Origin of the sequence: Sphingomonas sp. CCH10-B3 (assembly GCF_001556185.1) — a bacterium.
GTDB lineage: Bacteria > Pseudomonadota > Alphaproteobacteria > Sphingomonadales > Sphingomonadaceae > Sphingomonas > Sphingomonas aquatica.
This window is the reverse complement of the sequence record NZ_LSIJ01000001.1, coordinates 100,351-122,253: the sequence shown is the minus strand read 5'-3', so window position 1 is coordinate 122,253 and position 21,903 is coordinate 100,351. Positions and strand designations below refer to the sequence as shown.

The 21,903-nt window shown below is 63.7% G+C and carries 17 protein-coding genes; 5 read left to right on the top strand and 12 right to left on the bottom strand.

Annotation, left to right across the window (positions count from 1 at the left end; genetic code table 11):
- Position 1: 1 nt before the first annotated feature.
- The gene (locus AX672_RS00625) at positions 2-853 is read right to left on the bottom strand and encodes a hypothetical protein (protein ID WP_066646757.1); all 852 of its coding nucleotides are present in this window, start codon (positions 851-853) and stop codon (positions 2-4) included.
- Between the two features lie 460 nt (positions 854-1,313).
- On the opposite strand from AX672_RS00625, the gene AX672_RS00620 reads away from it, so the two are divergent.
- From AX672_RS00620 to AX672_RS00600, 5 genes are all read left to right on the top strand, one after another.
- Positions 1,314-2,132, top strand: coding sequence for a sterol desaturase family protein (locus AX672_RS00620; RefSeq protein WP_202189195.1), 819 nt, complete (start codon positions 1,314-1,316; stop codon positions 2,130-2,132).
- Positions 2,125-2,919 (top strand): DUF1499 domain-containing protein, encoded by a 795-nt coding sequence (locus AX672_RS00615; RefSeq protein ID WP_082730300.1) that lies wholly within the window; start codon positions 2,125-2,127, stop codon positions 2,917-2,919. The genes AX672_RS00620 and AX672_RS00615 overlap by 8 nt, the downstream gene beginning before the upstream one ends.
- A gap of 82 nt (positions 2,920-3,001) precedes the next feature.
- On the top strand, positions 3,002-3,910 hold the full coding sequence (locus tag AX672_RS00610; protein ID WP_066646745.1) for a DUF547 domain-containing protein: 909 nt from the start codon (positions 3,002-3,004) through the stop codon (positions 3,908-3,910).
- Between the two features lie 6 nt (positions 3,911-3,916).
- Positions 3,917-5,335, top strand: a complete 1,419-nt coding sequence (locus AX672_RS00605) for a hypothetical protein (RefSeq protein ID WP_066646743.1) — start codon at positions 3,917-3,919, stop codon at positions 5,333-5,335.
- The gene (locus AX672_RS00600) at positions 5,332-6,054 is read left to right on the top strand and encodes a glycosyltransferase family 2 protein (protein ID WP_066646735.1); all 723 of its coding nucleotides are present in this window, start codon (positions 5,332-5,334) and stop codon (positions 6,052-6,054) included. The genes AX672_RS00605 and AX672_RS00600 overlap by 4 nt, the downstream gene beginning before the upstream one ends.
- Before the next feature lie 72 nt (positions 6,055-6,126).
- On the opposite strand, the gene AX672_RS00595 is transcribed toward AX672_RS00600, so the two are convergent.
- From AX672_RS00595 to AX672_RS00545, 11 genes are all read right to left on the bottom strand, one after another.
- A complete protein-coding gene (locus AX672_RS00595) occupies positions 6,127-6,711 on the bottom strand; it encodes a TIGR04282 family arsenosugar biosynthesis glycosyltransferase (RefSeq protein ID WP_066646733.1) in 585 nt (194 codons plus the stop codon).
- Positions 6,708-7,319: a CDP-alcohol phosphatidyltransferase family protein gene (locus AX672_RS00590; RefSeq protein ID WP_066646731.1), complete on the bottom strand. Its 612-nt coding sequence runs from the start codon at positions 7,317-7,319 to the stop codon at positions 6,708-6,710. Before AX672_RS00590 ends, AX672_RS00595 begins: the two co-directional genes overlap by 4 nt.
- Positions 7,320-7,323: 4 nt before the next feature.
- Entirely contained in the window at positions 7,324-8,592 is a 1,269-nt protein-coding gene (locus tag AX672_RS00585; RefSeq protein WP_066646728.1) for a NupC/NupG family nucleoside CNT transporter, read from the bottom strand.
- Positions 8,593-8,604: 12 nt separating this feature from the next.
- A complete protein-coding gene (locus tag AX672_RS00580) occupies positions 8,605-11,637 on the bottom strand; it encodes a TonB-dependent receptor (protein WP_066646722.1) in 3,033 nt (1,010 codons plus the stop codon).
- Positions 11,638-11,697: 60 nt separating this feature from the next.
- Positions 11,698-12,978, bottom strand: coding sequence for a DUF3047 domain-containing protein (locus AX672_RS00575; protein ID WP_066646719.1), 1,281 nt, complete (start codon positions 12,976-12,978; stop codon positions 11,698-11,700).
- A gap of 36 nt (positions 12,979-13,014) precedes the next feature.
- The gene (locus AX672_RS00570; protein ID WP_066646861.1) at positions 13,015-13,800 is read right to left on the bottom strand and encodes a DUF547 domain-containing protein; all 786 of its coding nucleotides are present in this window, start codon (positions 13,798-13,800) and stop codon (positions 13,015-13,017) included.
- 12 nt (positions 13,801-13,812) lie between these two features.
- On the bottom strand, positions 13,813-15,966 hold the full coding sequence (locus tag AX672_RS00565; protein ID WP_202189194.1) for an FAD-dependent oxidoreductase: 2,154 nt from the start codon (positions 15,964-15,966) through the stop codon (positions 13,813-13,815).
- Positions 15,967-16,148: 182 nt separating this feature from the next.
- The gene (locus AX672_RS00560) at positions 16,149-17,432 is read right to left on the bottom strand and encodes a sugar MFS transporter (protein ID WP_066646717.1); all 1,284 of its coding nucleotides are present in this window, start codon (positions 17,430-17,432) and stop codon (positions 16,149-16,151) included.
- Between the two features lie 17 nt (positions 17,433-17,449).
- Entirely contained in the window at positions 17,450-18,937 is a 1,488-nt protein-coding gene (locus AX672_RS00555; RefSeq protein WP_066646715.1) for a tryptophan halogenase family protein, read from the bottom strand.
- A complete protein-coding gene (locus AX672_RS00550) occupies positions 18,934-19,860 on the bottom strand; it encodes an alpha/beta hydrolase (protein WP_066646712.1) in 927 nt (308 codons plus the stop codon). The genes AX672_RS00555 and AX672_RS00550 overlap by 4 nt, the downstream gene beginning before the upstream one ends.
- Positions 19,857-21,902 (bottom strand): glycoside hydrolase family 97 protein, encoded by a 2,046-nt coding sequence (locus AX672_RS00545; protein ID WP_066646859.1) that lies wholly within the window; start codon positions 21,900-21,902, stop codon positions 19,857-19,859. Before AX672_RS00545 ends, AX672_RS00550 begins: the two co-directional genes overlap by 4 nt.
- Position 21,903 lies beyond the last annotated feature (1 nt).

Here is a 21,903-nt window from a genome sequence, read left to right as displayed (position 1 = left end):
ATCATAGCTGGAAGACAAGCGCCAGCTGAAAGTTCGTGCCGGTCAACGTGTTGTCGCCATAAACATTGGGCGTGACCGTAAATTCAACCGCCACCTTGTTGCTGAGCTTGCGACCGGCGGTCAGTTCGAGCTTGGCGAGATCGAATGCGAGCGGCAGCGTGGGATTGCCGTTGACGGCGAGTTGCGGCGTGTCGTTGCGGATGCTGAGCAGCCCGTCGAGCTTGGTGCGGACATAAGTCGATTTGCCAAGGTCCACGCCATATTCGAGCAGGTAGCGGAACTCATCGGCGGGCGCGCCGACCCGAAAGCGATAGCCTGCTTCGACCACGACATAGCCGCTCTTGCCGAACGATCGACCGAGTTGAAGCCGTCCTTCGAAATCCTCCTGGCCGTTGCCGAGCGGCAGCGGATTGTTTGCATTATAGGCATAGGGCAGTTTGACGAGGCCCTGGACGGCGACCACGGTGGGGCCCTTCGACAAATTGTAACGCAGGCCAAGGTCGATATCGCCGACCCCCGACGTCCGCCGCGCCGTTACGAAGCCGGCGGCATTGCGGTCGGTGCGGGTGATTTCCTTGATCGGAACGGACAAAATAAATGACAGATCGTCGGTAATCCCGGTTTCATTATAGAATGTGAAATTCAGATCTTCAAATCGCTCGAACCCGTCTTGCTGGGTACCGAAAAGTGACTCGCCGACAAAATAATTCACGGCCGGTTTGTTGTATGTTTTGCCTTGCTTCAGCGTCCAGGGGCCAGCGTGTGCGACCGTCGGCGCGAGCAGACCAGCGAACACCATATATTTTACGGCGCGCAAATTGATCTGATCGGCAATGATTGGAGGACAGCGCATGTCTTTGTATACTCCTCGGCTCGGTGCAAAATTGTGTACTGACGCATCAAATCAGGTCGATCTTCGTTCGAATCAAATATGCCGAAGGTTACAGCATCATAACTTTCTGATCATCGGTTCGATGTTAGATTGCCGTTTAGGGCTCGAAATTAGCTTTCGAAGCGACTTCCAAAGCTGGCTTTCATCGCATTGGTGCGCATAAAGACCTTTATCGTCTGATTTCGACGATCTCGATACGCTGGTAGATCTTGCGCGCTTGCGGCTTCGCGACCGGATTATTGTAATCCTGCTGCCAAGGCGCCGATCTGAGTTCTGTCCGTTGCAGGCGCCGATCGACAGCGACGGCCAAGCTCGCGCCGCCCCGGGTCGGACGTTGCTTGTCGCTTCGACGGCAACCGATTATCGTCCGCCGCGTGCCCGACGTTGATCGCCACGCAGCCGCCGTTGACCGATGGTGAGCATGCCGGAAGACTTTTATCTGGCGGTCCGACTGACCAGCTTCACCGCGGTTCTGGCGCTGATGATCGGACTCGAACATGCCGTCCCGCGCCGAGCGCGTATTTTGGCTCGTTGGCGTCGCTGGCCCGGCAATATGGCGATGGTGGTGATCGACAGCGTCGTAGCGCGGCTGATCTTTCCGATCGCGTTGATCGGCGTGGCGGCTTCAGGCGAGGCGCTGGAATGGGGTCTGCTCAACCAGGTGGCGCTGCCGGGCTGGGTCGAAGTCGTGATCGCCGTGATGATGCTCGATCTCGCAATCTACGGCCAGCATTTCGCTTTTCATGCAACGCCGTCATTGTGGCGGATCCACCGGATGCATCATAGCGACCCCGAGCTGGACGTGACGACGGCGCTGCGATTCCACCCGGCGGAGATTCTGCTGTCGCTGCTCCTCAAATTCCTCCTCGTCGTCGTCCTCGGGGCGTCACCGCTTGCCGTGTTGATCTTCGAAGTCCTGCTAAACGCGACCGCGATGTTCAACCACAGCAATATCGCCCTGCCCTTGCGGGTTGATGTGCTGCTGCGGCAGGTGCTCGTCACGCCGGACATGCACCGCGTCCATCATTCGATCGATGCCCGCGAAAGCGGCAGCAATTTCGGGTTCAACCTGCCGTGGTGGGACTGGCTGTTCGGCACCTACCGCGCGCAGCCGGCGGCTGGGCACCAGGACATGACCATCGGGGTTGCCGATTTTCGCGCAGGTCGCGATCAGCGGATCGACCAATTGCTGATACAGCCGTTAAGACGTGGCACGGGCAAGGGGGCGGATCATGGCTGAATCACTATCACCAGCGGGCCCCGCCAACCGCACGGGCGGCTTGGCGCGGTTGGCGCTGCTGCTGAGCGGGGGAGGGTTGCTGGCGGCCATTGTCGGTGCTGTCGGCACGGGATCGGGCAGTTTCGGGTTCAAGATCGGACTGTTGCTGCTTGTACTCGGCTTCCTCGCCAGCAGCTTGGGTGGATTGGTCGGCATCGTCGCCCTCGTGCGTGGGCGACGCAGCGGCAGGGCGAACCGCTGGAGCACTGTGATCGCGCTGGCAATCGCGCTGGTGTTCGGCGGTTATTTCATGGCCCAGCTTTCGACCGCGCTGCGCGTACCGCCCATCCACGACATCACCACCAACCTGGCCGACGTGCCGCAGTTTACGACCTTGGCCGAGCGCGCCGACAATTTTGCTGCCATCCCCGGCGAGGGAGACCCCGCGTTCGCCGGAATGGACGCGCGCACGCGATGGGCAGCAATCCACCGTACGGCTTATGGCGACCTGCAAACGCTTCACTTGCCGCTGGATACGGCGGCGGCGATGGGCCATGCGACGCGGCTGGTGCAGGCGCGGGGCTGGGCGATCGCCAAGGTCGACGCCGCCAGCGGCATCATCGAGGCGACCGACACCTCGTTGTTCTTTCGTTTCAGGGATGACGTGATCGTGCGCATCCGCCCCGACCTTTCGTCAAGGGGCGGCGCCATTCTGGATATGCGTTCGGTGAGCCGCGTCGGCGAAAGCGACATTGGCGTCAACGCGAAACGCATCCGCGCATTCCTTGCCGATATGAAAAAAGGGTGAGCGCATCGCCGCTTGCGTAACCTTCGACCCGACGCCCGCGTAAGACCAGACAACATCGGCACTGCTGTCTGGAGAAAGTCTCATGAACAATCGTTTGATCGTGCGTCGTTACCTTGCCGTGGCTGGTGCCGTGTCGGCGCTCGCGCTGGGGGCGTTGACGTCTTCGGGACTGGCGCAGGTCGCCACCAATGCATCGGCATTCGAGCGTTTCGAAGCCTCTCGCCCCGACAGCAAGCAGGTCATCGAATATCGCGTGATCGATTCGGCGCTCGCCTCGCTGGTGATCGGCAATAGCAACACGTCGGAAGTGCGTTACGACGCCATCAAGGGCGATGGCGAGCGGTTGCTGACGCAGCTCGTTTCGGGATTTGCAACAATCGACCCGACCCAGCTCAACTCTGACGAGCAGCTCGCTTATTGGCTCAATCTGCGCGCGCTGCTGGTGCTGCGATCGGCAGCGCAAGCCTTTCCTGGCGCCAAGCCCGAAAAGCTGCTTGCGCCCGGCAGCACCTTTTACACGACCAAGGCTGTCAAGATCAGCGGTGTCGACCTTTCGATCGGCGATATCGATGCGCTGATCCTGAAGCGTTCGGCTGCCAATCCCAATGTCATCTATGGTCTCGCGCTGCCCGTCCACGAAGCGCCCGCGTTCCCGACCAAGGCCTATCGCGGGGCCACCGTCAACGCCGCGCTCGATGCGGCTGCGCGTGCCTTCATCAATCGATCGGGTGCGATCAAGGCCGATGCCGATGCCGCGAAGGTGCCGCAATTCTTGATCGGCTATCGCGATCGGCTAGGGGGCAATGACGACGCCGTGCTCGCGCATATTCGCGGTCTGGCGACGCCCAAACTGGGGCAAAAGCTGATGATGGCCACGCGACTGTCGGTCGACCCTAGATTGAGCCTTAACAGCTTTGCCGAACGCAGCTTCGCCGATCGCACCGCTTTCGGTGGCATCAGCGGCGGCAGCGGCGCGGCCGCAGGCTCCTGATCGCGTGTGACGGCCAGCAGCGCGCGATTTGCCCCGGCCATTTTGATCGGCGGTGCGCTGCTGCCGATCGGAACCACTCTGTTCCTGGCGGCGATGGCGCCGCGCTTTGTCTGGGACATACGGCTCGCTGATCGCCCGATCCTGACGTTTGCGATCGGCATGGGGATCGCGTCGATCGCCTTTTTGGGGTGGGCGCTACGGTTCGCGAACGCCCGCGCAGGCGATATGCACGCGGGCCGCGCGATCGCGCTGATCTTTGTGGTCGGGCTGATGGCCCGGATCATGCTGATTCCGTCCACGCCGATCCTTGAGGACGATTATTACCGCTATCAATGGGACGGCGCCGTCACGGCGGCAGGCAAGAATCCGTTCACTTATCCGCCCGCCCGCTTTGTTTCCGCGCCGGGCATCGATCGCCTGCTGGCCATCGTCGGCCTTGAAGCAACGCCGCCACCCAAGGGCTATGAAGCGCTGTCGCGGGCCGGTCACAAAACCCTGCTGCGGGTAAACAATCCGCACATCGCGACGATCTATCCGCCGCTGGCGCAACTCGGCTTTGCCGCCGGTTACTTGCTAACACCGTGGCAGCTCACGGGCTGGAAAATCATCGTCCTGGCGGCTGAAATGCTCACGTTCGGGCTGTTGCTGGGCGCACTCCGGGCTGGAAAACTGCCGCTGTGCTGGTCCGCGCTCTATTGGTGGCACCCGCTGGCGCTCAAGGAATTTGCAAACAGCGCGCACATGGACGCGCTGCTGCTGCCGTTCCTTGGCGGCGCTTTGTGGATGGTCATTGCCGGGCGAACCCGATTGATGGCGCTATTCATGGCGGGCGCGGCCGCGGTAAAATTCTGGCCGTTGCTGATTGTCCCGGCCCTGCTGCGGCGCAACCGCGCAGCAATCGTCATCGGGATCATGACCGGGGTGCTGGCGCTGGTGCTGGTGTCGCCCCAGCTGATTTCGGCGTCGAGCAATTCAGGGCTGACCCGCTACGCTGCCGACTGGCAGCGCAATGCACTGGTTTTTCCCGCTTTGGTTGCGGCCTTTGGCCTGGCGACATCCGATCCGTCCGCGCTGGCACGCTTGCTGGTAGCGGCCATGGTGATCGGCTGGGTCGCCGTGGCGTGGCGGCGCGACCATGCCGTGCCACTCGACCGGGTCCGGGCGGCGAGCACCGCGATCCTGCTGCTCATCCTGCTCGGGCCGACCGGTTATCCGTGGTACGCGCTGTGGCTAGCGCCTTTTGCAGTGGTGCAGCCGCGATTGCCGGTGCTGATGCTGCTCGCCGCTGCCCCCGCCTATTATCTCGATTTCTGGTTTCAGGTGCGGGGCAATCCCGCCGACTGGCCTTGGATCGCGCCGTTGCTCTCGGCCGGACCGGTCTGGCTTGCGCTCGCGGTCGAGGCAGGCCGGAGACGACCCGCATGACCGCCCCCATCATCGCCGTCGTGATCCCGGCCCGCAACGAAGCGCAGGCGCTGCCGCATGTACTGGGCGCAATCCCGGATCGCATCGACCATGTCATCGTCGCCGATAATGGCTCAACCGACGGCAGCGCCGCGGTTGCGCGGGCGTATGGCGCGCGAACGGTGGATGTGCCGCAGGCGGGCTATGGCCGTGCTTGTCTGGCAGCGATTGCCGAGGCCGAGCGGCTGAGCGCCGACATCATCGTTTTTCTGGACGGCGACAACAGCGATTATCCGGAGCAGATGCCGAGCCTGATCGATCCGATCGTCGCCGGGCGCGCCGACATGGTCATTGGATCGCGCACCCGCGGCAAGCGCACCGCGCGCGCGCTCACACCGCAGCAGATTTTCGGCAATGCGCTCGCCTGCTGGCTGATCGCGGCAATCTGGGGTTTCCGCTATACCGATCTAGGACCCTTCCGCGCCATCCGGGCTGAGGCATTGCGCACGCTCGCGCTGCGCGAGCAGACCTATGGCTGGACCGTGGAAATGCAGATCCGCGCGGTCCAGCACGGCCTTAGAATCATCGAGGTCCCGGTCGATTATCGCGCGCGGATCGGCAAATCGAAAGTCTCGGGAACGGTGCGCGGCGTGGTGCTGGCGAGCTATTACATCCTTGCAATGATCGCCCGCGCGGCGCTCAGCCCGGCACGCGGAAAGGCGCGCAAGGCGGTTATTTGAGCGCGACCGCAGGTGCTCCAACGGTGCCGATCGCAAGAAGGATCGGCACGCCCCGCTTGGCCGGACGGGCGCTCACAGCCCCGATAACTGCGGCCAGCGCGCCACATCCTCGGGCCGATCAAGGTCCGCCAGTTCGGGGAGCAACATGGGCGCGATCGCCTGCTCGCCCAGCCGCGCCAAGGTTTCGGCAAGGACCCGGTTGGTGCCCCATGGCATCTCGTCGAACAGAAAATCGGCGCGGTGCGGTAGACCGATCAGATAATAGCCGCCATCCTCGGCCGGCCCCAGCGCGATGCGTCCCGCGACCACCGCCGCCGCCGCGGCGTGGAGATGTTCGGCTCGCAAATCGGGAATATCGGCGCCGATGATGATGGCGGGCGGGATCACTCGCCCCATCCGTTCGCCGAGGTCGCCATCGCCCTGGTCGACAAGCGGCGTCTCGCTGCCCAGCCATTGCGCGAAGTGTGAAGCGCTCGCGCCGGTTATCTGTACCTCGAACGGCAGCCCGCTGGTGCGCATCATCGCCAATGTCCGCTCGACGAGCCGCGCATGCAGCGTCGCGGCCGCGTCGGGGGCCAGCACCGACAATAATCGCGTCTTGACACGACCCGGGGTCGGGAAGCGCGCGAACAGCACGACCCGGACCGGGGTCGTCATGGCGTGCCCTTCAGCACATGCCGCGCGGCAAGGCTGCGCTGCACCACCGTCAACACGCACAGCACTGCGAACGCCGCGGCAAGCAGCTGGAAGCCGCCCGGCCACAGGCACATGGCCAAAAAAAATGCGATCGTCTCGCCGCCTTCGGCGAGACCGGTGTTGTAGAAAAAGCTCTTTTCGCCGTGCGCCGTCGTCTCCAGCCCATGTTGAGCTGCAAGGACAGCGAAGGCGAGGAAACTGATGCCTGTCACGGTAAAGCACGCAACCAGCACGAGCGCGGAGGGCAGGTTGGCAGGATCGGCAAAGCCAAATCCCACCGGTACCGCGACGTAAAACGCAAAATCGCAGACAATGTCGAGATAGCCGCCAAAGTCGCTCTTGCCGCGCGCGCGCGCGACTGCACCATCGAGCCCGTCGAGCAGCCGACTGAGGACGATCAGCGCCAGCCCCAGCCAGAAATGCCGTCCGGCAACCGCGACTGCACCGCCAAGCCCGACCGTCAACCCCGCCAGCGTGACCTGGTTGGCGGAAACCCCGGCGCGCGCCAGCCAACGCCCCATGGCATTCAGCGGCGGATCGATCAACGGACGAAGGCGCGCGTCGAACATGGGCTCAACGAAAGGTCACAAGGCCGATCACGGCCCCGGTCATGGCCGAGGCGAAATTGCCTGCAATCCACGATTTGAACCCGAGCGCCGATACCTCGGCACGACGTTCGGGGCATAATGTGCCGATGGTCGAAACCAGCAGGCCAATGCTCGCCAGATTTGCCACGCCGCACAGCGCATAGGTGATGATCAGCTTGCTGCGCGGATCAAAGCTACCAGCGGGCAGCGCGGCGAGATCGAGATAGGCGACATATTCGTTGAGGATCGTCTTGGTGCCCATCAACCCGCCGGCGACTCCCGCCTGATCCCAGGGAATGCCCAGCGCCCACATCAATGGTGCGAGCAGCCAGCCGAGCGCACGCCGCAAAGTGATCGGCGCGCCCTGAACCAGAGGGAGCGCGCTCAACATCTGATCGACCAGCGACACCAGGGCGAAGGCAACGATGATGACCGCGATCACGGCGAGAAACAGCTGCAATCCGTCCATCGTGCCGCGCAGGATCGCGTCGATGCTGCTGTCATAGCGAAGGACCGGTGCGTCCTTGTCCTCGGCTGTCCTGCCTGTTCCCGGCACCATCAATCGAGCAATCAACAGCGCGGCAGGCAATGAGATCAGCGAGGCGGCAATCATGTGGCTGACCGCATTCGGCACCGCTTTCGCAAGCGTTTGGGCATAGAGGACCAGAATCGCGCCCGAAATCGTCGCCATCGTCAGCGTCATCACCGCAAACAGTTCTGATCGGCTCATCCGTGCGAAATAGCCGCGCAGCACGAGCGGCGATTCAACGACGCCCAGAAACACCGTCGCGCCCGCACCAAGCCCGACGACGCCGCTGACCCCCAGCGTGCGCTGCAACGCCCAGGACAAGGCGCGGACAATCATGTTCAGCACCCGCCAGTGCCAAAGCAGTGCGGACAGCGCCGAAAACACGATGACCAGCGGCAGTATCTGAAACGCGACGACGACTGGCGGCGCGGCACCATCAGCCAACGCGAACGGAAGCGGTGCACCGCCCAAATAGCCGAACATATAGCTCGACCCGACCTTGGTTGCGGCCTCGACTGCCGACACTGCTGAATTGGCGAGGCCGATCGCTGCCCAGATCAGCGGCACTCGCACCACCACGAGCGCCGTCCCGATTTGCAGGGCAAGCGCGCCTGCAATCCAGCGCCAGCTCGGCCGCGCGGCACGATCCTCCGACAGCGCCCACGCAAGCCCGATCAGCAGGGTGATGCCGATCAGTCCCTGAAATTGCGCGAGCGAATCGACCACCTCATCATCCCATCAGAATTTCCACGACGCCCCGAACTGGAACTGGCGCGGTGTCCCGGCATTGCGTTGCACGAACGGCGCGCCGCCGCCAAACTGCACCTGATTGGACGTACTGGCGGCATTCGCAAAGCCCGACAGGTTGTTGGCATTGAACAGGTTGAAGACGTCAAGGCTGAATTCGATCGCGCCGACGGGCAAATCGAGCGCATAACGTGCGCCGATATCGACCTGGGTCGACCAGGGCAGCCGCCCGGTATTGCGTCCCACGCCGGGGTAGCGATCCGAATTGCCGACAAACGCTTCACCAAAGCTCTGCCCGTCGCCGTTCAGGTCCTGCGTCCCGAAGATGCTGGCGTCGGGAATGAAATTGACGGGCTGGCCGGACTGGAACAGTCCCGCCGCCGTCAGCGTCAGTCCCTTTACCGGATAAAGCGAGCCAACGGCCGAAATCACGTGTCGCCGGTCATTCGCCGACGCGCCGAAATCAGCCGCAAAATCATTTGCGTTCGATGCCCGAAAGTTCAGATCGTCAGTGTCGTTGGTTAGCCGCGACAGCGTATAGGACAAGCGGAAAGCATAGATGTCGTCACCACGCAGCTTGTTCACCTGAACGTTCAGCGCCGCGTAGGTCGACCGGCCGCCGGTTTCGGACACAGTGATCTGGCGGCCGCCACCGGGGACGAGCGCGACCGGGCGAGTTGCATCGGCAGCAGCCTGAGTACGGACCAGCCCGAGCGACGAAGCAAGCGCGATCCGGGCAGCATTGTCGGGAAGCGCACGCAGCGTCGCGATATTGGCGGCAGTCAGATTGGCGAGGTTCGGCGTGAAGGGCGCGGGCGCGTTCAGGTCGCGCAGCCGGACCAGATTGTAGGACCGGTTGTAGATCAGATCGACCGCGATCGAAAGCGTGCTGCTCGCCTGATATTGATAGCCGACGCTGAATTGCAGGCTGTACGGGCTGTCATAGCCATTGGGGTTGAGGATCCGGACCTCATTGATCGTCGCTGTGTCTCGCAATCCCTGTACGGCGCTGGCGGAAGGGCAGGCATTCACGGAGGCGCAGACGGGCGAAACCGTCAGGTTGCCGTCGAACGTCAGTGGCGCGAGCGCAACGCCTGCCGGGATGATACCGCGCTGCTGCAATTGCCCGAGCTGGCCCTGAAGCGCAGCGGACGTTGTGTTGCGCTGCAGCGCGTCCGAGATCACCGTATAGGGAATCTTGCCATAGAAGAGCCCTGCACCGAACCGGATCGCCGAGCGCGCATTGGGCTTGTAGTTGAGCGCGAGGCGCGGCGCGATATTGTCGGTGTCGCCGCCCCGCCCGCCAGCGGCAGTCAGCGAGTCATAATCCCAGCGCAAGCCGAGCGTCGCCGTCAGCTTCGAGCCGAGCTGCCATTCGTCCTCGACATAAAGGGCGCCCAGGGTCTGGCCGGTACCAAAGCTTTGCGGGCGCAGTTCGACCGAATAATCGATCACGCGCGGGTTGAGCGCGAGCACATCGGCCGCGCCGAGCGTCGTCCCGAGATTGCGCGACCGCAGCGCGGTGATCTGCGCCGGGGTCAGCTCGACCGTGAAATTGCCATCGACGTTGCCGCCCCCCAACAGCCCGAATTCCGAATGGATCAGATCAGCACCCACCGAAACCCGGTGCGCGCCAAAGCGGCGCTGCAGCTTTTGCCGGGTCTGCCACGTTTCTTCGAGATCGTTGAAGACAAAGCCTGGATGGCCGACCACGCCTACGGTCAGGCCGGTCTGGTCGCGGATTGTAACCTGCGGCCCGGGACCATTTTTCGCGCGGCCGTAATCCCAGCGAAAGCGGCTGAACTGCAACGCGCCTTCATAAGTCCACACATCGCCCGAGTGGGTTGCCGATACGGCGACCAGAGTCGACTTGCGATCCTCGTTGGACCCGGCCGAGGGAAAAGTGACGTTGCCCCCGCCGAGCGATCCGCCGGGGCGGTCGACCGAAACATTGCCGAAATTGCCGCGCAGCGCGACCGTCCAGTCATCGGACAGGCGGTGGTCGATCCGGATCGATCCTAAATAGAATTCATTGGTCCCGGTGATGTTGCCCACGGCGCCCAGGACGGGGGCGTCGATCACATTGGTACTGATGTCGCGGGTGTATTCGAAATTGGCGTAGAAGAAGGTCTTGTCCTTCGCGAGCGCGCCGCTGATCGACCCGCCGCCTTGATAGCGCTGGAAACTCTCGCCAACCGGATTGCCGGTCAGGTCCCGGCGCGGGAACGCCGATGGCGCATCGATCGGGCGGCCCGGCCGGATCAGCGTATAGACCTCCCCGTGCAGATCGTTGCTGCCCGACGGCGTCGTGTAATTGACAATGCCGTTGGCGGTGCGCCCGAACGCCACCGAATAACTGTTGGCGAGCACCGTGACTTCGCGCGTAAAGCCCAAGGGCACCGGAAATTTCAGGCCGCCCAGGAAATTCTCGTTATTGTCGAGCCCGTCGATCAGATAATTGGTGAACAGCCCGTTGGCGCCGTTGATCGACACGACGGGCGCTTCAGGGAAGAATCCCGTCGAGGCGACGACATTGGGCAGCCGGACGAGCGCGGTGATCACATCGCGGGCCTCGATCGGCAATGCCTTCAAAGTTTCAGCGGGCAGCGACGACGAAATTTCGGCGTTGACGGTATTGATGCCGGTCACTGCCCGGTTCCCGGTGACGACAACTTCGCCTCCGGCGGCCACCGACAAGGTGATTCCGCGAACGAAATCAGACCTTAACACGATCCCGTCGGTCGATTGCGCTGCATGGTCGGCACCGGCGGCAACGCTGATCCGGTATCGGCCGCCCGTCGCCAGTCCGTCGAGCCGGATCTGGCCGTTCGCGTCGGTTACGGCGCTACGCGACACGCCGATGTCCGGGTTTTCGACGGTCACATCAGCGCCGACGACCGGGGTGCCGCCGGCTTCCCGCAGGACCGTGATTTGCAGCCCCGCCTGCTGCGCGAGGGCGGGCACCGGCGCCGCAATCGCGACAACTGCCGTCATGGCCAGAAGATAATGTCGCCTGTCAGTCATTTGCGCCCCGGCAAAAAATCGTTCCACGCCGCCCGATTTGCGGCAACGCAACACGGATGGCTAGGCTGGGAAGCGACAAGGCGCCCCTCGCCGCACCAAATGGAGATCAGCATAGCCTGCTTCGGCCACGCTGCCGGTGTTGTCGGTGTCGGTTGCGAGCGCGATCAGCGTGATGCGGCCTGCCATCGTCCCGAACTGGCTCTGCATGTCAGCCGCAAGATCGCGACGTTCGGCAACCCATTTTCCAGCCCTGCCATTGCCGGATTGCAGAACGAACATCCGCGCGCGATCGGTATAGGCATTGGGCACGATCGTGCCCACGGGCGCCTTGTTGTCCCAAACATAGTTGAGCGCACCGTCGGGCAGCAACTTGCCAAAGCGTGCGCGGCCAAGCGCCAGCTTCATGCGGGTAGCCAACGACATCGCCCCGCGCGGCAGGCTGAGCCCGACAAAAATTCGCGCGGCTTGGTCGTCGCCCTGGCGCGTGCGGATATCAGCCCGGTCCACCACACCCTTGATACGCCAGCGCCAGCAGAGGATCGGAACCTGGTCGAGCGCCTGATCGACCTGCCGCGCGAACAGCGCCTGACTATGGTCGGCTAGCGCCTCGACACCGACAACATCGTCCTTGCGGACCAGCCGGTAGCGCGTTGTCGGCACTTTCTTGTCGATCGAAACGACTGACCATCCGGACGTGCCCATCGCAAACCGACCCAGCGGAACGGTGTCAACGTCGACGTCGGCCTCGGCGCGCGCAACCGCGACCGGCAGCAGGATCAGCGTCGCGAGGTACGGCAGCGTCACCAGCATGATCAAGGCGCGCGACCAGCGCCGCCGCGCAATCCGAAGCAGCCGCCAAGCCATGAACAGCCCGAGCCCAGCCTCGAACAGCATCATCGCGCGACCGAAATGGGCAGGATCATAATAGGAAACCGGGGAAATGAACTTCCAGTCCGAGATCGGCCAGAACTGCATATGCGCGTCGTCGCGGTGGCAGAGAAAGTCGATGCCCGCATGCGCAACTCCGCCGGCTGCCGCCGCCAGCAGGATCGCTGGCCAGCGGGCGGGCGGTCGTGCTCGCCGCGCCACCAGCGCAGCTACGAGCGCGAGCGGCCAAAGGATGAGGCTGTGGGCCAGCCCGTTGATGTGCTGCCACCACGGCTGGAAATAATCATGGCCGAAAATTTCCTGCCCGCCGCGCCCCATCGCCAACAATGTCGCCACGATCACGAACATTGGCAGATCAGGGACAATCCCCGCCACCGCCCCGACCGTCATCAGCGTCGGGTCGCGCTTCCCAAAGAAATAGGCGCCGATCAGCGCATGGGTCTGGGTCTGCACGCACCTAGCCGCGCGAGCGGGATGGCGAGCCAGCGATCATCCGGCCTTGTTGAGCCGCCAATCATAGTCGAGGAAGCTGATGTTCAACTGACCGGCCCTTGCCTTGGCAGCCGCATCCGCGTTCAGCCCGAGACTGTCAGCGTAAAGCGCAAAGAACGCGGGTAACGTCCTTGCGCCGCGCCAGCCCTTTTCGAAATCGCCGCGATACCATTTGAAAATGCTCGATACCGCAACGCCATCGCCCTGAACGCGGTTACGCGTGCGATCGCGCAGAAAATCGCGCGTCGCCGCATCGAGCTGGGCGTTGATCGTCGCTCCGCGAAACGCCGCACGACCGAGTGCGGGACAACCGATGCTGGCGCAATTGACCGCAAAATGGATGCGGGGATCATTATAGCGCCCGCTCCCCCTGATCAGCCCGTGTTCGATATCGTCGAGCGATGCCGTCTTGCCGAGCAGCGTCACGAAAGGCTTTGCCCAAGGCCCCTGGAACAAACCGCCCAGATCCTTGATCGAATTGATCTTGGGATAGGCAGTCAAGATCAGTTCGACCGTTGCCGCGTTGTAGACATTGATCAGGAAGGCGAGCTGATCGGGCTTTGACCACCCGTCGAACGTCGCCCGGCTGACCTTCGCCGCATTGGCCAGATAGGTCTTCAGCGCGGCCCGGTCGCGCGCCATGCCGCCGTAGCGGACTTGCGAGGCAACGCCGCCGCGCACGACCACGACGTTGCGCTTCAGCAGCCCGTCCCAGACGGCATGATCGAATGCCTGCGCGTGCGCCGAAACGGGCAGGAGCATCAACAACACAGCGATCATCATGCGCAACATCGCTTACCCTCTCATCCAGCTGTGATAGCGCTCCAACCAGCGCAAAATGCCCTGCGGCGCATGTGCCCGCTTCCATTCGCCGGCGACATATTTGTTGGCTTCGGCCAGTGTCGGATAAGTGTGGATCGTGCCCAGGATCTTGTTCAGGCCCAGCCCGTGCTTCATCGCCAGCACATATTCGGCAAGCAGATCGCCGGCATGCTCTCCGACGATCGTCACCCCCAGAACGGTGTCCTTGCCGGGCGGGGTGAGCACCTTGATGAAGCCAGTCGTTGCGCTGTCGGCGATCGCCCGATCGAGCTCGTGAAGTGGATAGGACGCGACTTCATGCGCAATTCCCTGCGCCGTCGCTTCGGCCTCGCTCAACCCGACGCGTGCGACTTCGGGGTCGGTGAAAGTGGTCCAGGGGATGACCCGGTAATCGGCCTTGAACTTGCGAAACCGGCCAAACAGCGCGTTGACGGCGGCAAACCACGCCTGGTGCGCGGCGACATGCGTGAATTGATACGGCCCGGCGACATCGCCCGCTGCATAGATATTGGGATAAAGCGTTTGCAGATATTCGTTGGTGATCACGGTCTTGTCGGTTTCGATCCCCAACGCCTCAAGCCCATAGCCGGTCAGCCGGGCGGCGCGCCCGACCGCAAGGATAAGGTAATCGAAAGCGATTTCGGCTTCGGTGCCCGCCACCTCGACGATCAGGAACTGGCCGGTATCGCGCCGCTCGCAGCGCACCGCGCGCGTGCCGGTTCGCACATCGATCCCTTCGCCCCGGAAGCGCGCCTCGATCAGCGTCGACACGTCGGCGTCTTCGCGCGCCATGATCCGCGAAGCCATTTCGACCTGCGTGACCTGCGCGCCCAACCGGGCAAAGCTTTGCGCCAATTCGCACCCGATCGGTCCGCCGCCGAGCACGACGATCCGGCCGGGAAGCGCCTCGAGCGCGGCGAACCGGTCCCACATCGTATCGCTGGTGACAAAGTCGACCGTATCAAGCCCCGGAATCGGCGGAACGAACGGCGCGCCGCCGGCCGCGATGACGATCGATCGCGTCGTCAAACGCTGCTCGCCGCCGTCGTTGCGCTTGATCGAAACCGTCCACGGATCGACGATCGTCGCATAGCCTTCGATGACGTCGACGCCGAGCCCGGTATAGCGTTCGATGCTGTCATGGGGTTCGATATCGCGGATCACTTGCTGTACCCGGGCCATGACGGCGGGGAACGGAACGGCGGGAACATGATCGGCGAGCCCATAGTGGCTGCCGTGGCGCATCTGATGCGCAAGCTTTGCGCTGCGGATCAGCGCCTTGCTGGGCACGCAGCCGAAATTCAGGCAATCGCCACCCATCTTGTGCGCTTCGACGATGGTGACCTTCGCCTTCACGGTCGCGGCGATATAGGCCGACACCAGCCCCCCAGCGCCGGCGCCAATGACGACCATGTTGCGGTCATATCGCTTCGGTCGCGCCCATTTTGCATAGACTTGTCTGGCCTTTACCCAGCCGACAATCGCGCGGGCGATCCAGGGAAAGATGCCGAGCGCGACAAACGACGCGATCAAGCCCGGCGAGGCAATGCTCGACAGCGACGTGATCTGCGCCAGCTGGGTACCAGCATTGACGAACACCAGCGTTCCCGCGAACATCCCGAGCTGGCTGACGATATAGAATGTCAGCGCGCGGATGGTTGTCAGCCCCATCAACAGGTTGACCAGAAAGAACGGGAACGCCGGGACCAAGCGGAGCGTGAACAGATAAAAGGCGCCGTCTCGCGCCACCCCGGCATCGATCGCGCGCAGCCGATTGCCAAAGCGCGCTCGCACGGCATCCCGGAACAGGTAACGCGATGCAAAAAACGCCAATGTCGCGCCGATCGACGATGCGAACGAGACAACCACCGTGCCGATCACCAACCCGAACAGCGCCCCCGCCGCAAGTGTCAGGATCGCAGCACCAGGCAGCGACGCACCGGCAACCGCCACATAAACCAGAAAGAAGACGATGATAACGACGACCGGCGATTGCCGGTAATAGTCGGCAAATTCGGCCTGACTCGCCTTCAGCGCGCCGAGGGTCAGATACTGCCCGAGGTCAAAATAGAAAAAGGCAAAGACGATGACAGCGAGCGTGATAAGAATCGGCAGCCGCTTCAACATCTGTCTCACCTCGCGTTGCGAGCAGGGTTAGCATCGCTGCAAGCCATGGCCAATGTCGAACGCCCGAAACGCACGCATCGGAGCGGATAGCGGGCCTTCCGCGGCCGTGGGCACGGATTGACGGTCGCGATCGCTCGTGCAGCGCGCGGCTGCCGGGCGCTTGCCCGCCCGACTCCCGCCGATCAGGCCAATGCTGCTACCGGGCGGCGGGCATAGACGCCGTAAGCAGCGATCACCGCATAGCAGGCAATCGGCAGGATCAACGCCAGCCGCAAGCCCGACTGGTCCGCCATCCAGCCATAAAGCGCCGGGATAACGGCGCCACCGACGATCGCCACGTTGATGATCCCCGATCCGTCGGCCGCGCGCTTGCCGAGGCCTTCGCTCGCCAGCGTGAAGATCACCGGGAACATGATCGAGTTCATCAGCCCGACGCCGAGCAGCGCATAGCCCGAAACGGTGCCGGTGGTGGCAATCGACACGATAATGAGCACGCCCGCGCCGATCGCGTTGAACGCGAGCACCATGGCCGGGCTGACCACCCGCAGCACCGCCGACCCGGCGAAACGGCCGAGCATCGCCAGCCCCCAATAGACCGGGATGAGCTTGCCCGCGTCCTGCTGCGACGCGCCGAGCGATTCCGCGAGCATCAGATTGCCGACCAGAAAGCTGCCGACCGCGACTTCGGCGCCGACGTAAAGGAAGATGCACAGCGCGCCGAAGCCGAACCGCGGGCGCTTGAGGAGGGCAAGCCCTTGCGCAAGGCTCGAGGCTTCATGCTGTTCGCCCTGCACGCGGTTGCGGAACAGCCAGACAGCGAGCGCCACCGCCGCCAGCGCGGCAGCAATACCAAGATAACCCGATACGATCGCCTGCGTCTCGGCCGTGCGATAGGCACTGAGTTCAGCGCCCGACAATTGGTCCGCCGAAACCTTGGCGAGGCTGCCCAGGATCAGGATCGCGCCGAAATAAGGAAAGATCGTGGTGCCGAGCGAGTTGAACGCCTGCGCGAAGGTCAGTCGGCTGGGCGCAGTACGCGGCGGGCCGAGCAGGCTGATGAGCGGGTTGGACACCACTTGCACCAGCACCACGCCGCTTGCGAGCACGAAATAGGCAAGCAGGAACACGCTGAACGTCGCAGTCTGGCTCGCCGGGATGAACAACAGGCAGCCCGCGATCATTGTCACCAGCCCGGCGACCGCCCCACGCATATAGCCGATCCGCTTGACCAGCTTGGCGCCTGGAATGCCGACGACGGCATAGGCAATGAAGAACCACACTTGCACCAGCGACGCTTCGAAATTGTTGAGCGTGAACAGCTCCTTCAGCTTCGGGATGATGACGTCGTTCAGGCTGGTGATGCCGCCGAAGATGAAGAACAGCGCGAACACGAACAGCTGCAGGTCGGGCGCGTTGACGCCTTCGCTCGCGGCGTCGGTCGGCGTGGCATTGGGGGCAAGGGCCATGAAACGTCCTTCGAAGATCAGCCGAGCGCGGCGAGTTGCAGGTGGTGCGGCGCGAAGTTGCTGGCACAACGCGCGAGGAAATCGTCCATCTGCACCATGTCCGCGCCGCCCTCGGCCGCGTGCAGGGCAGTATCGGGCGGGTAGCTGCCATAACCCGACAGCAGGCAGTGCCAGCTCATCGGCGCATAATAGGCCTCGATCCGCTGGCGCAGGACTTCGGCGGTCAGATCGCCCCCGCTGAACCAGCAATGCAGCAGCGCCTTGAGCGAGTGCGACAGATGCGTGTTGGCGGCATTGTCGCGCCAATAGGTCGAATCGTGCCGCTGGTTCACGCGGTAGTGGCAGACGATGTAATCGCGGATGCCATCGTAGCGCGCGGCGATCGCGGCGTTGAAGCTGTCACGGTGGCGCGGCGTGAAGCCGCCCGCAGCCCAGGCATTGATGAATCCCTCGACCGTTGCCTGCACGATGTGCAGCGCAGTCGCCTCGAGCGGCTCGATGAAACCCTGCGCCAGCCCGACCGTCAGGCAATTGGCCGACCAGCTATTCTCAACGCGACCGACCTTCATTTTCAAATGACGCGCCGCGGGCGCATCGTCGGGCAGGCCGAGATGCGCCCGCAGCTCGGCCTCGGCTTCCTCGGCACTCAGGTAGCGCGACGCATAGACATAGCCATTGCCGGTGCGGTTGGTCAGCGGAATGTCCCAGCACCAGCCCGCCGACAGCGCGGTCGCCTTGGTATGCGCGTTGATTGCCTCGCCCATGCGCGGGGTGGGCATCACCACGGCGGAATCGTTGAACAGATTGTCGGCGAATGAGCTGAACTTCACCCCGAGCGCTTCCTGCGCGATCACGCTCCTGAAGCCGCTGGCGTCGACGAACAGGTCGGCGCGGAGCTCCTGCCCGTCCTCAGTCACCAGCGCGGCGACGTTGCCGTCGGTGCCGACCCGGACTTCCGTCACGCGCAGCGGCAGATGGGCGACGCCGCGCCCGACCGCATGGTCGCGCAGAAAGGCACCGACCAGATAGGCGTCAAAGTGATAGCCATAGCTGACGTCGAAGGGGAAATTCTCGGCCGGCTTCGGCCCGCGCTGCTCGGCGGCGAGGCGAGCAGGCAGGTAGAAGCGATCGGGATGCGCTTCGGCATCAATCCCCTGCCGCCGCGCGACCGTGTGGCTGAAGAAGGATTCGGCGGTGTGCACGTCGAGCGCGGTCGGGAAGGGATGGAAATAGCTTTCGCAACCCGCCCGCGCCGACCAGCCGTGAAAGGCAATACCGGTCTTGTAGGTCGCGTTGCACGCCGGCATCCAGTCGCGCTCGGCGATCCCCAGCCGGTCGAAGAACGCCTTCAGCTGCGGCGTCGATCCTTCGCCGACGCCGATGATGCCGATGTCGGGGCTTTCGATCACCGTCACCTGCGCGCGCGGCCACGCATGCGCGAACAGATTGGCCGCCATCCAGCCCGCCGTCCCGCCGCCCAGCACGACGATCCGCGGCTGCGTCATTCGGGTGCCTTGGCGAGCAGCCAGCCGAAGATTTCGGGCAGCCGCGCGGCCCACGCATTTTCCTCATGCGCCGCGCCGGGATAGCTGCGCGCCTCGAAATCGCGCTGCGGCTGCCAGCCGACGTTGATCAGCGTGCGATCGACTGCGGTCTGATAGGGGCCATAGAATTGGTCGAGCGTCTTGTCGCCGTGGTCGAACCAGATGCGGCGGCCATTGGGCGGCCCCAGCCGGTCGGTAAGAAACCGACCCCAAAGCGCGATCAGTTCGTCGCGCCGCGCTTCGGCGAGCGGCGGGTTCGACAGCGGCCAATGCGTTGACACACAGGCGGCGGCGCCGAACACGCTCGGATACTGCGTAATCGCATAGAGCGAGATTAGCCCGCCCATGCTCGACCCCGCGACCATGGTGTGTGCCGGATCGGGCAAGGTGCGGTAACGCTTGTCGATCATCGGCTTCAGCTCGGCGACGAGGAAGCGCAGATAGCCGTCCGAATAAATCGGCCCCTGATTGAACTGGTCGGCATCGGCCTTCGCCCAGGCCGGGAGCAGCGGGTAAAGCGCTTGCGGGTAATATTGCCGCGATCGCGCCTTCTGGTGATCGACCGCGACGATGATCGCGCCCTTGGTCTCGCCATCGGCGATCAGCTTGAGCATTGCCTTGTCGGCCGCCCAGACCTTGTCATAGCCCGAGCGCTTGGGGAAAAACACGTTCTGGCCGTCGTGCATGTAGATCACCGGCCAGCGCGCCTTGCCCCTGGCGTAGCCGGGCGGCAGCCAGATCGTGACATGCGCCGGCTCGACCAGATTGGTCGAAGCGACCTTGGGCAGCTCGACAAAGTTCCCGGTTGCGGCAACCGGCGCCTTCTTCGCCGCGACGGGTGCCGCGAACAGCAGTGCGACGAGGAGAATGAGCGACCGGATCATTTCTTGCCCCTCGGCGCCACGAAGCGGATTGCCTGCCCGCCGCCCGGCGCCAGCGCCAGCGTCAGCGTGTCGGCGGCGGTGACCTTGCGGCTTTCGATGACGATCGCATGGCGCTTGTCGGTGCGATAGTCGGCGTCCGGGCCGTCGCGATAGATTTGCGCGACATAGGTCTTGCCGGGATCGAGGAAATCGAGCTTCGCCGTCAGCGTCCGTGCTTCCTCGTCGCCGACCGCACCCAGGAACCAGTCCGCCCCGCTGCGCACCTTACGCGCGATCACGGCATAATCGCCCGGTTCGCCCGCAAGCATCCGCGTGTCGTCCCAGTCGGTGGGCACGTCCTTGATGAACTGGAACGCCGCCATGTGCTGCGCGTAATTTTCGGGCGTGTCGGCGGCCATCACGACGGGGGAGTAGAGCACCACGTAGAGCGCAAGCTGTTTGGCTTCGGTCGACAGGATGTCGCTGTCATTCTGCCCCTTCAGGCTCAGCACGCCGGGGGTGAAATCCATCGGCCCTTCGAGCATGCGCGTGAACACCAGGTTCGCTTCATGCTCGGGCGGGTTCTTGCCGCCCCAGGCGTTATATTCCATGCCCCGCGATCCTTCGCGCGCGACCCAATTTGGATAGGTGCGGTGCAGGCCGGTGCCCTTGATCGGCTCATGACTGTCGATCGCGACCTTGTACTTCGCCGCCGCCTCGAGCACGCGGATGTGGTGGTTCGCCATCCACTGGCCTTCGTGCCACTCGCGCAACTTCGTGCCGTCGGCGTCGACGCGCTCGATCTGGCCGGCGTCGGTGACATAGCCGGTCTTCACGACCATCTCGCCGTGATCGGCGGCGAATTTGAAGGCCGCGTCGAACTGGTTCTCATAATGGCTTGCCGACCCGCCAGTCTCGTGATGGCCGATCAGCCGCACGCCCTTGGCCTTGGCATAAGCCGCGAGCGCGTCAGCGTCGAAATCCGCCGTTGGCTGGGCAAAGTTCATGTCATTGCCATTGCCGAACCAGTCGCCGTCCCAGCCGACATTCCAGCCTTCGACCAGCACATTGGGAATGCCGTTGGCGGCAGCGAAATCGATGTAGCGCTTAACGTTGGCGGTGGTCGCGCCGTGCTTCGGCCCGCGGGCCCAGCTCCATTCGCCCTTGATCATGTTCCACCACACGCCGACGAACTTGCCGGGCTTGAACCAGCTCATGTCGCCAAGCTTGTTGGGCTCATTCAGGTTGAGCATCAGGTGGCTCATGTAGATGCCCGGTGCATCATCGGCGAGGATCAGCGTGCGCCACGGGGTGTGCCACGCGCCGGTTCGCGTCACCTTCGGGCGCCCTGCCCCCGCCGTCAGCGCCGCACGCAGCGTGTTCCCTTCCGTCCGCGCGACCGCCATGCCCGAATAATCGACCAGCGCGGCTTCGTGGAGCGCGACATAGGTCCCGTCGTCGAGCTTGATCGTCACCGGCGTATCGGCCGTGCCGACCGCCGACAGCGGCGTCTTGTTGTAGAGATATTCCTCGCGATTCCACAGGAAGGCGGGCTTCCACCACGCCGTCCCGCCACTCGCAAAGGCGAATTCGGTCAGCTCGTCGGCGATATTGGCGGTCTTGAGCGCGGCTTGCTCGGGGAATTCGTAGCGAAAGCCGACGCCGTCGTCATAGAGCCGGAAGACGACATCGAATTGCCGGCCAAGCGTGCCCTTGTCCTTGAAGCGCACCGTCAGCTCGCGGAAATGGTTGCGGATCGTGCGCCATTCGCCCCACGGCTGTTCCCAAGTCCCGTCGGCATCGCGCGTCCTCGCCGAGACGAACATCAGGTTGCGCTCGATCTTCGGCTGATCGGTGAACAGGAAGCCGAGCCGCGAGGGGCTGACGACGGGCTTGCCGCGCCGGTTGATCGTGTAGAGCACGCGCCCGTCGCCATCGACGAACAGCGCCGCGGACACGACATTGCCCGGCGAGCTTGCCTCGGCGACCGGCTTGTCCTGCGCCAGCGCGGGGCCACCGACCAGCAGCATCGCCGCCAGTGCCATCATCAACCGCTGCCACATC

Excerpts from the sequence above, each read along its gene's own strand:
- AX672_RS00625 (WP_066646757.1), bottom strand. The coding sequence starts at position 853 with ATGCGCTGTCCTCCAATCATTGCCGATCAGATCAATTTGCGCGCCGTA.
- AX672_RS00620 (WP_202189195.1), top strand. The coding sequence starts at position 1,314 with ATGCCGGAAGACTTTTATCTGGCGGTCCGACTGACCAGCTTCACCGCG.
- AX672_RS00615 (WP_082730300.1), top strand. The coding sequence starts at position 2,125 with ATGGCTGAATCACTATCACCAGCGGGCCCCGCCAACCGCACGGGCGGC.
- AX672_RS00610 (WP_066646745.1), top strand. The coding sequence starts at position 3,002 with ATGAACAATCGTTTGATCGTGCGTCGTTACCTTGCCGTGGCTGGTGCC.
- AX672_RS00600 (WP_066646735.1), top strand. The coding sequence starts at position 5,332 with ATGACCGCCCCCATCATCGCCGTCGTGATCCCGGCCCGCAACGAAGCG.
- AX672_RS00595 (WP_066646733.1), bottom strand. The coding sequence starts at position 6,711 with ATGACGACCCCGGTCCGGGTCGTGCTGTTCGCGCGCTTCCCGACCCCG.
- AX672_RS00590 (WP_066646731.1), bottom strand. The coding sequence starts at position 7,319 with ATGTTCGACGCGCGCCTTCGTCCGTTGATCGATCCGCCGCTGAATGCC.
- AX672_RS00580 (WP_066646722.1), bottom strand. The coding sequence starts at position 11,637 with ATGACTGACAGGCGACATTATCTTCTGGCCATGACGGCAGTTGTCGCG.
- AX672_RS00570 (WP_066646861.1), bottom strand. The coding sequence starts at position 13,800 with ATGATGATCGCTGTGTTGTTGATGCTCCTGCCCGTTTCGGCGCACGCG.
- AX672_RS00565 (WP_202189194.1), bottom strand. The coding sequence starts at position 15,966 with ATGTTGAAGCGGCTGCCGATTCTTATCACGCTCGCTGTCATCGTCTTT.
- AX672_RS00560 (WP_066646717.1), bottom strand. The coding sequence starts at position 17,432 with ATGGCCCTTGCCCCCAATGCCACGCCGACCGACGCCGCGAGCGAAGGC.
- AX672_RS00555 (WP_066646715.1), bottom strand. The coding sequence starts at position 18,937 with ATGACGCAGCCGCGGATCGTCGTGCTGGGCGGCGGGACGGCGGGCTGG.
- AX672_RS00550 (WP_066646712.1), bottom strand. The coding sequence starts at position 19,860 with ATGATCCGGTCGCTCATTCTCCTCGTCGCACTGCTGTTCGCGGCACCC.
- AX672_RS00545 (WP_066646859.1), bottom strand. The coding sequence starts at position 21,902 with ATGTGGCAGCGGTTGATGATGGCACTGGCGGCGATGCTGCTGGTCGGT.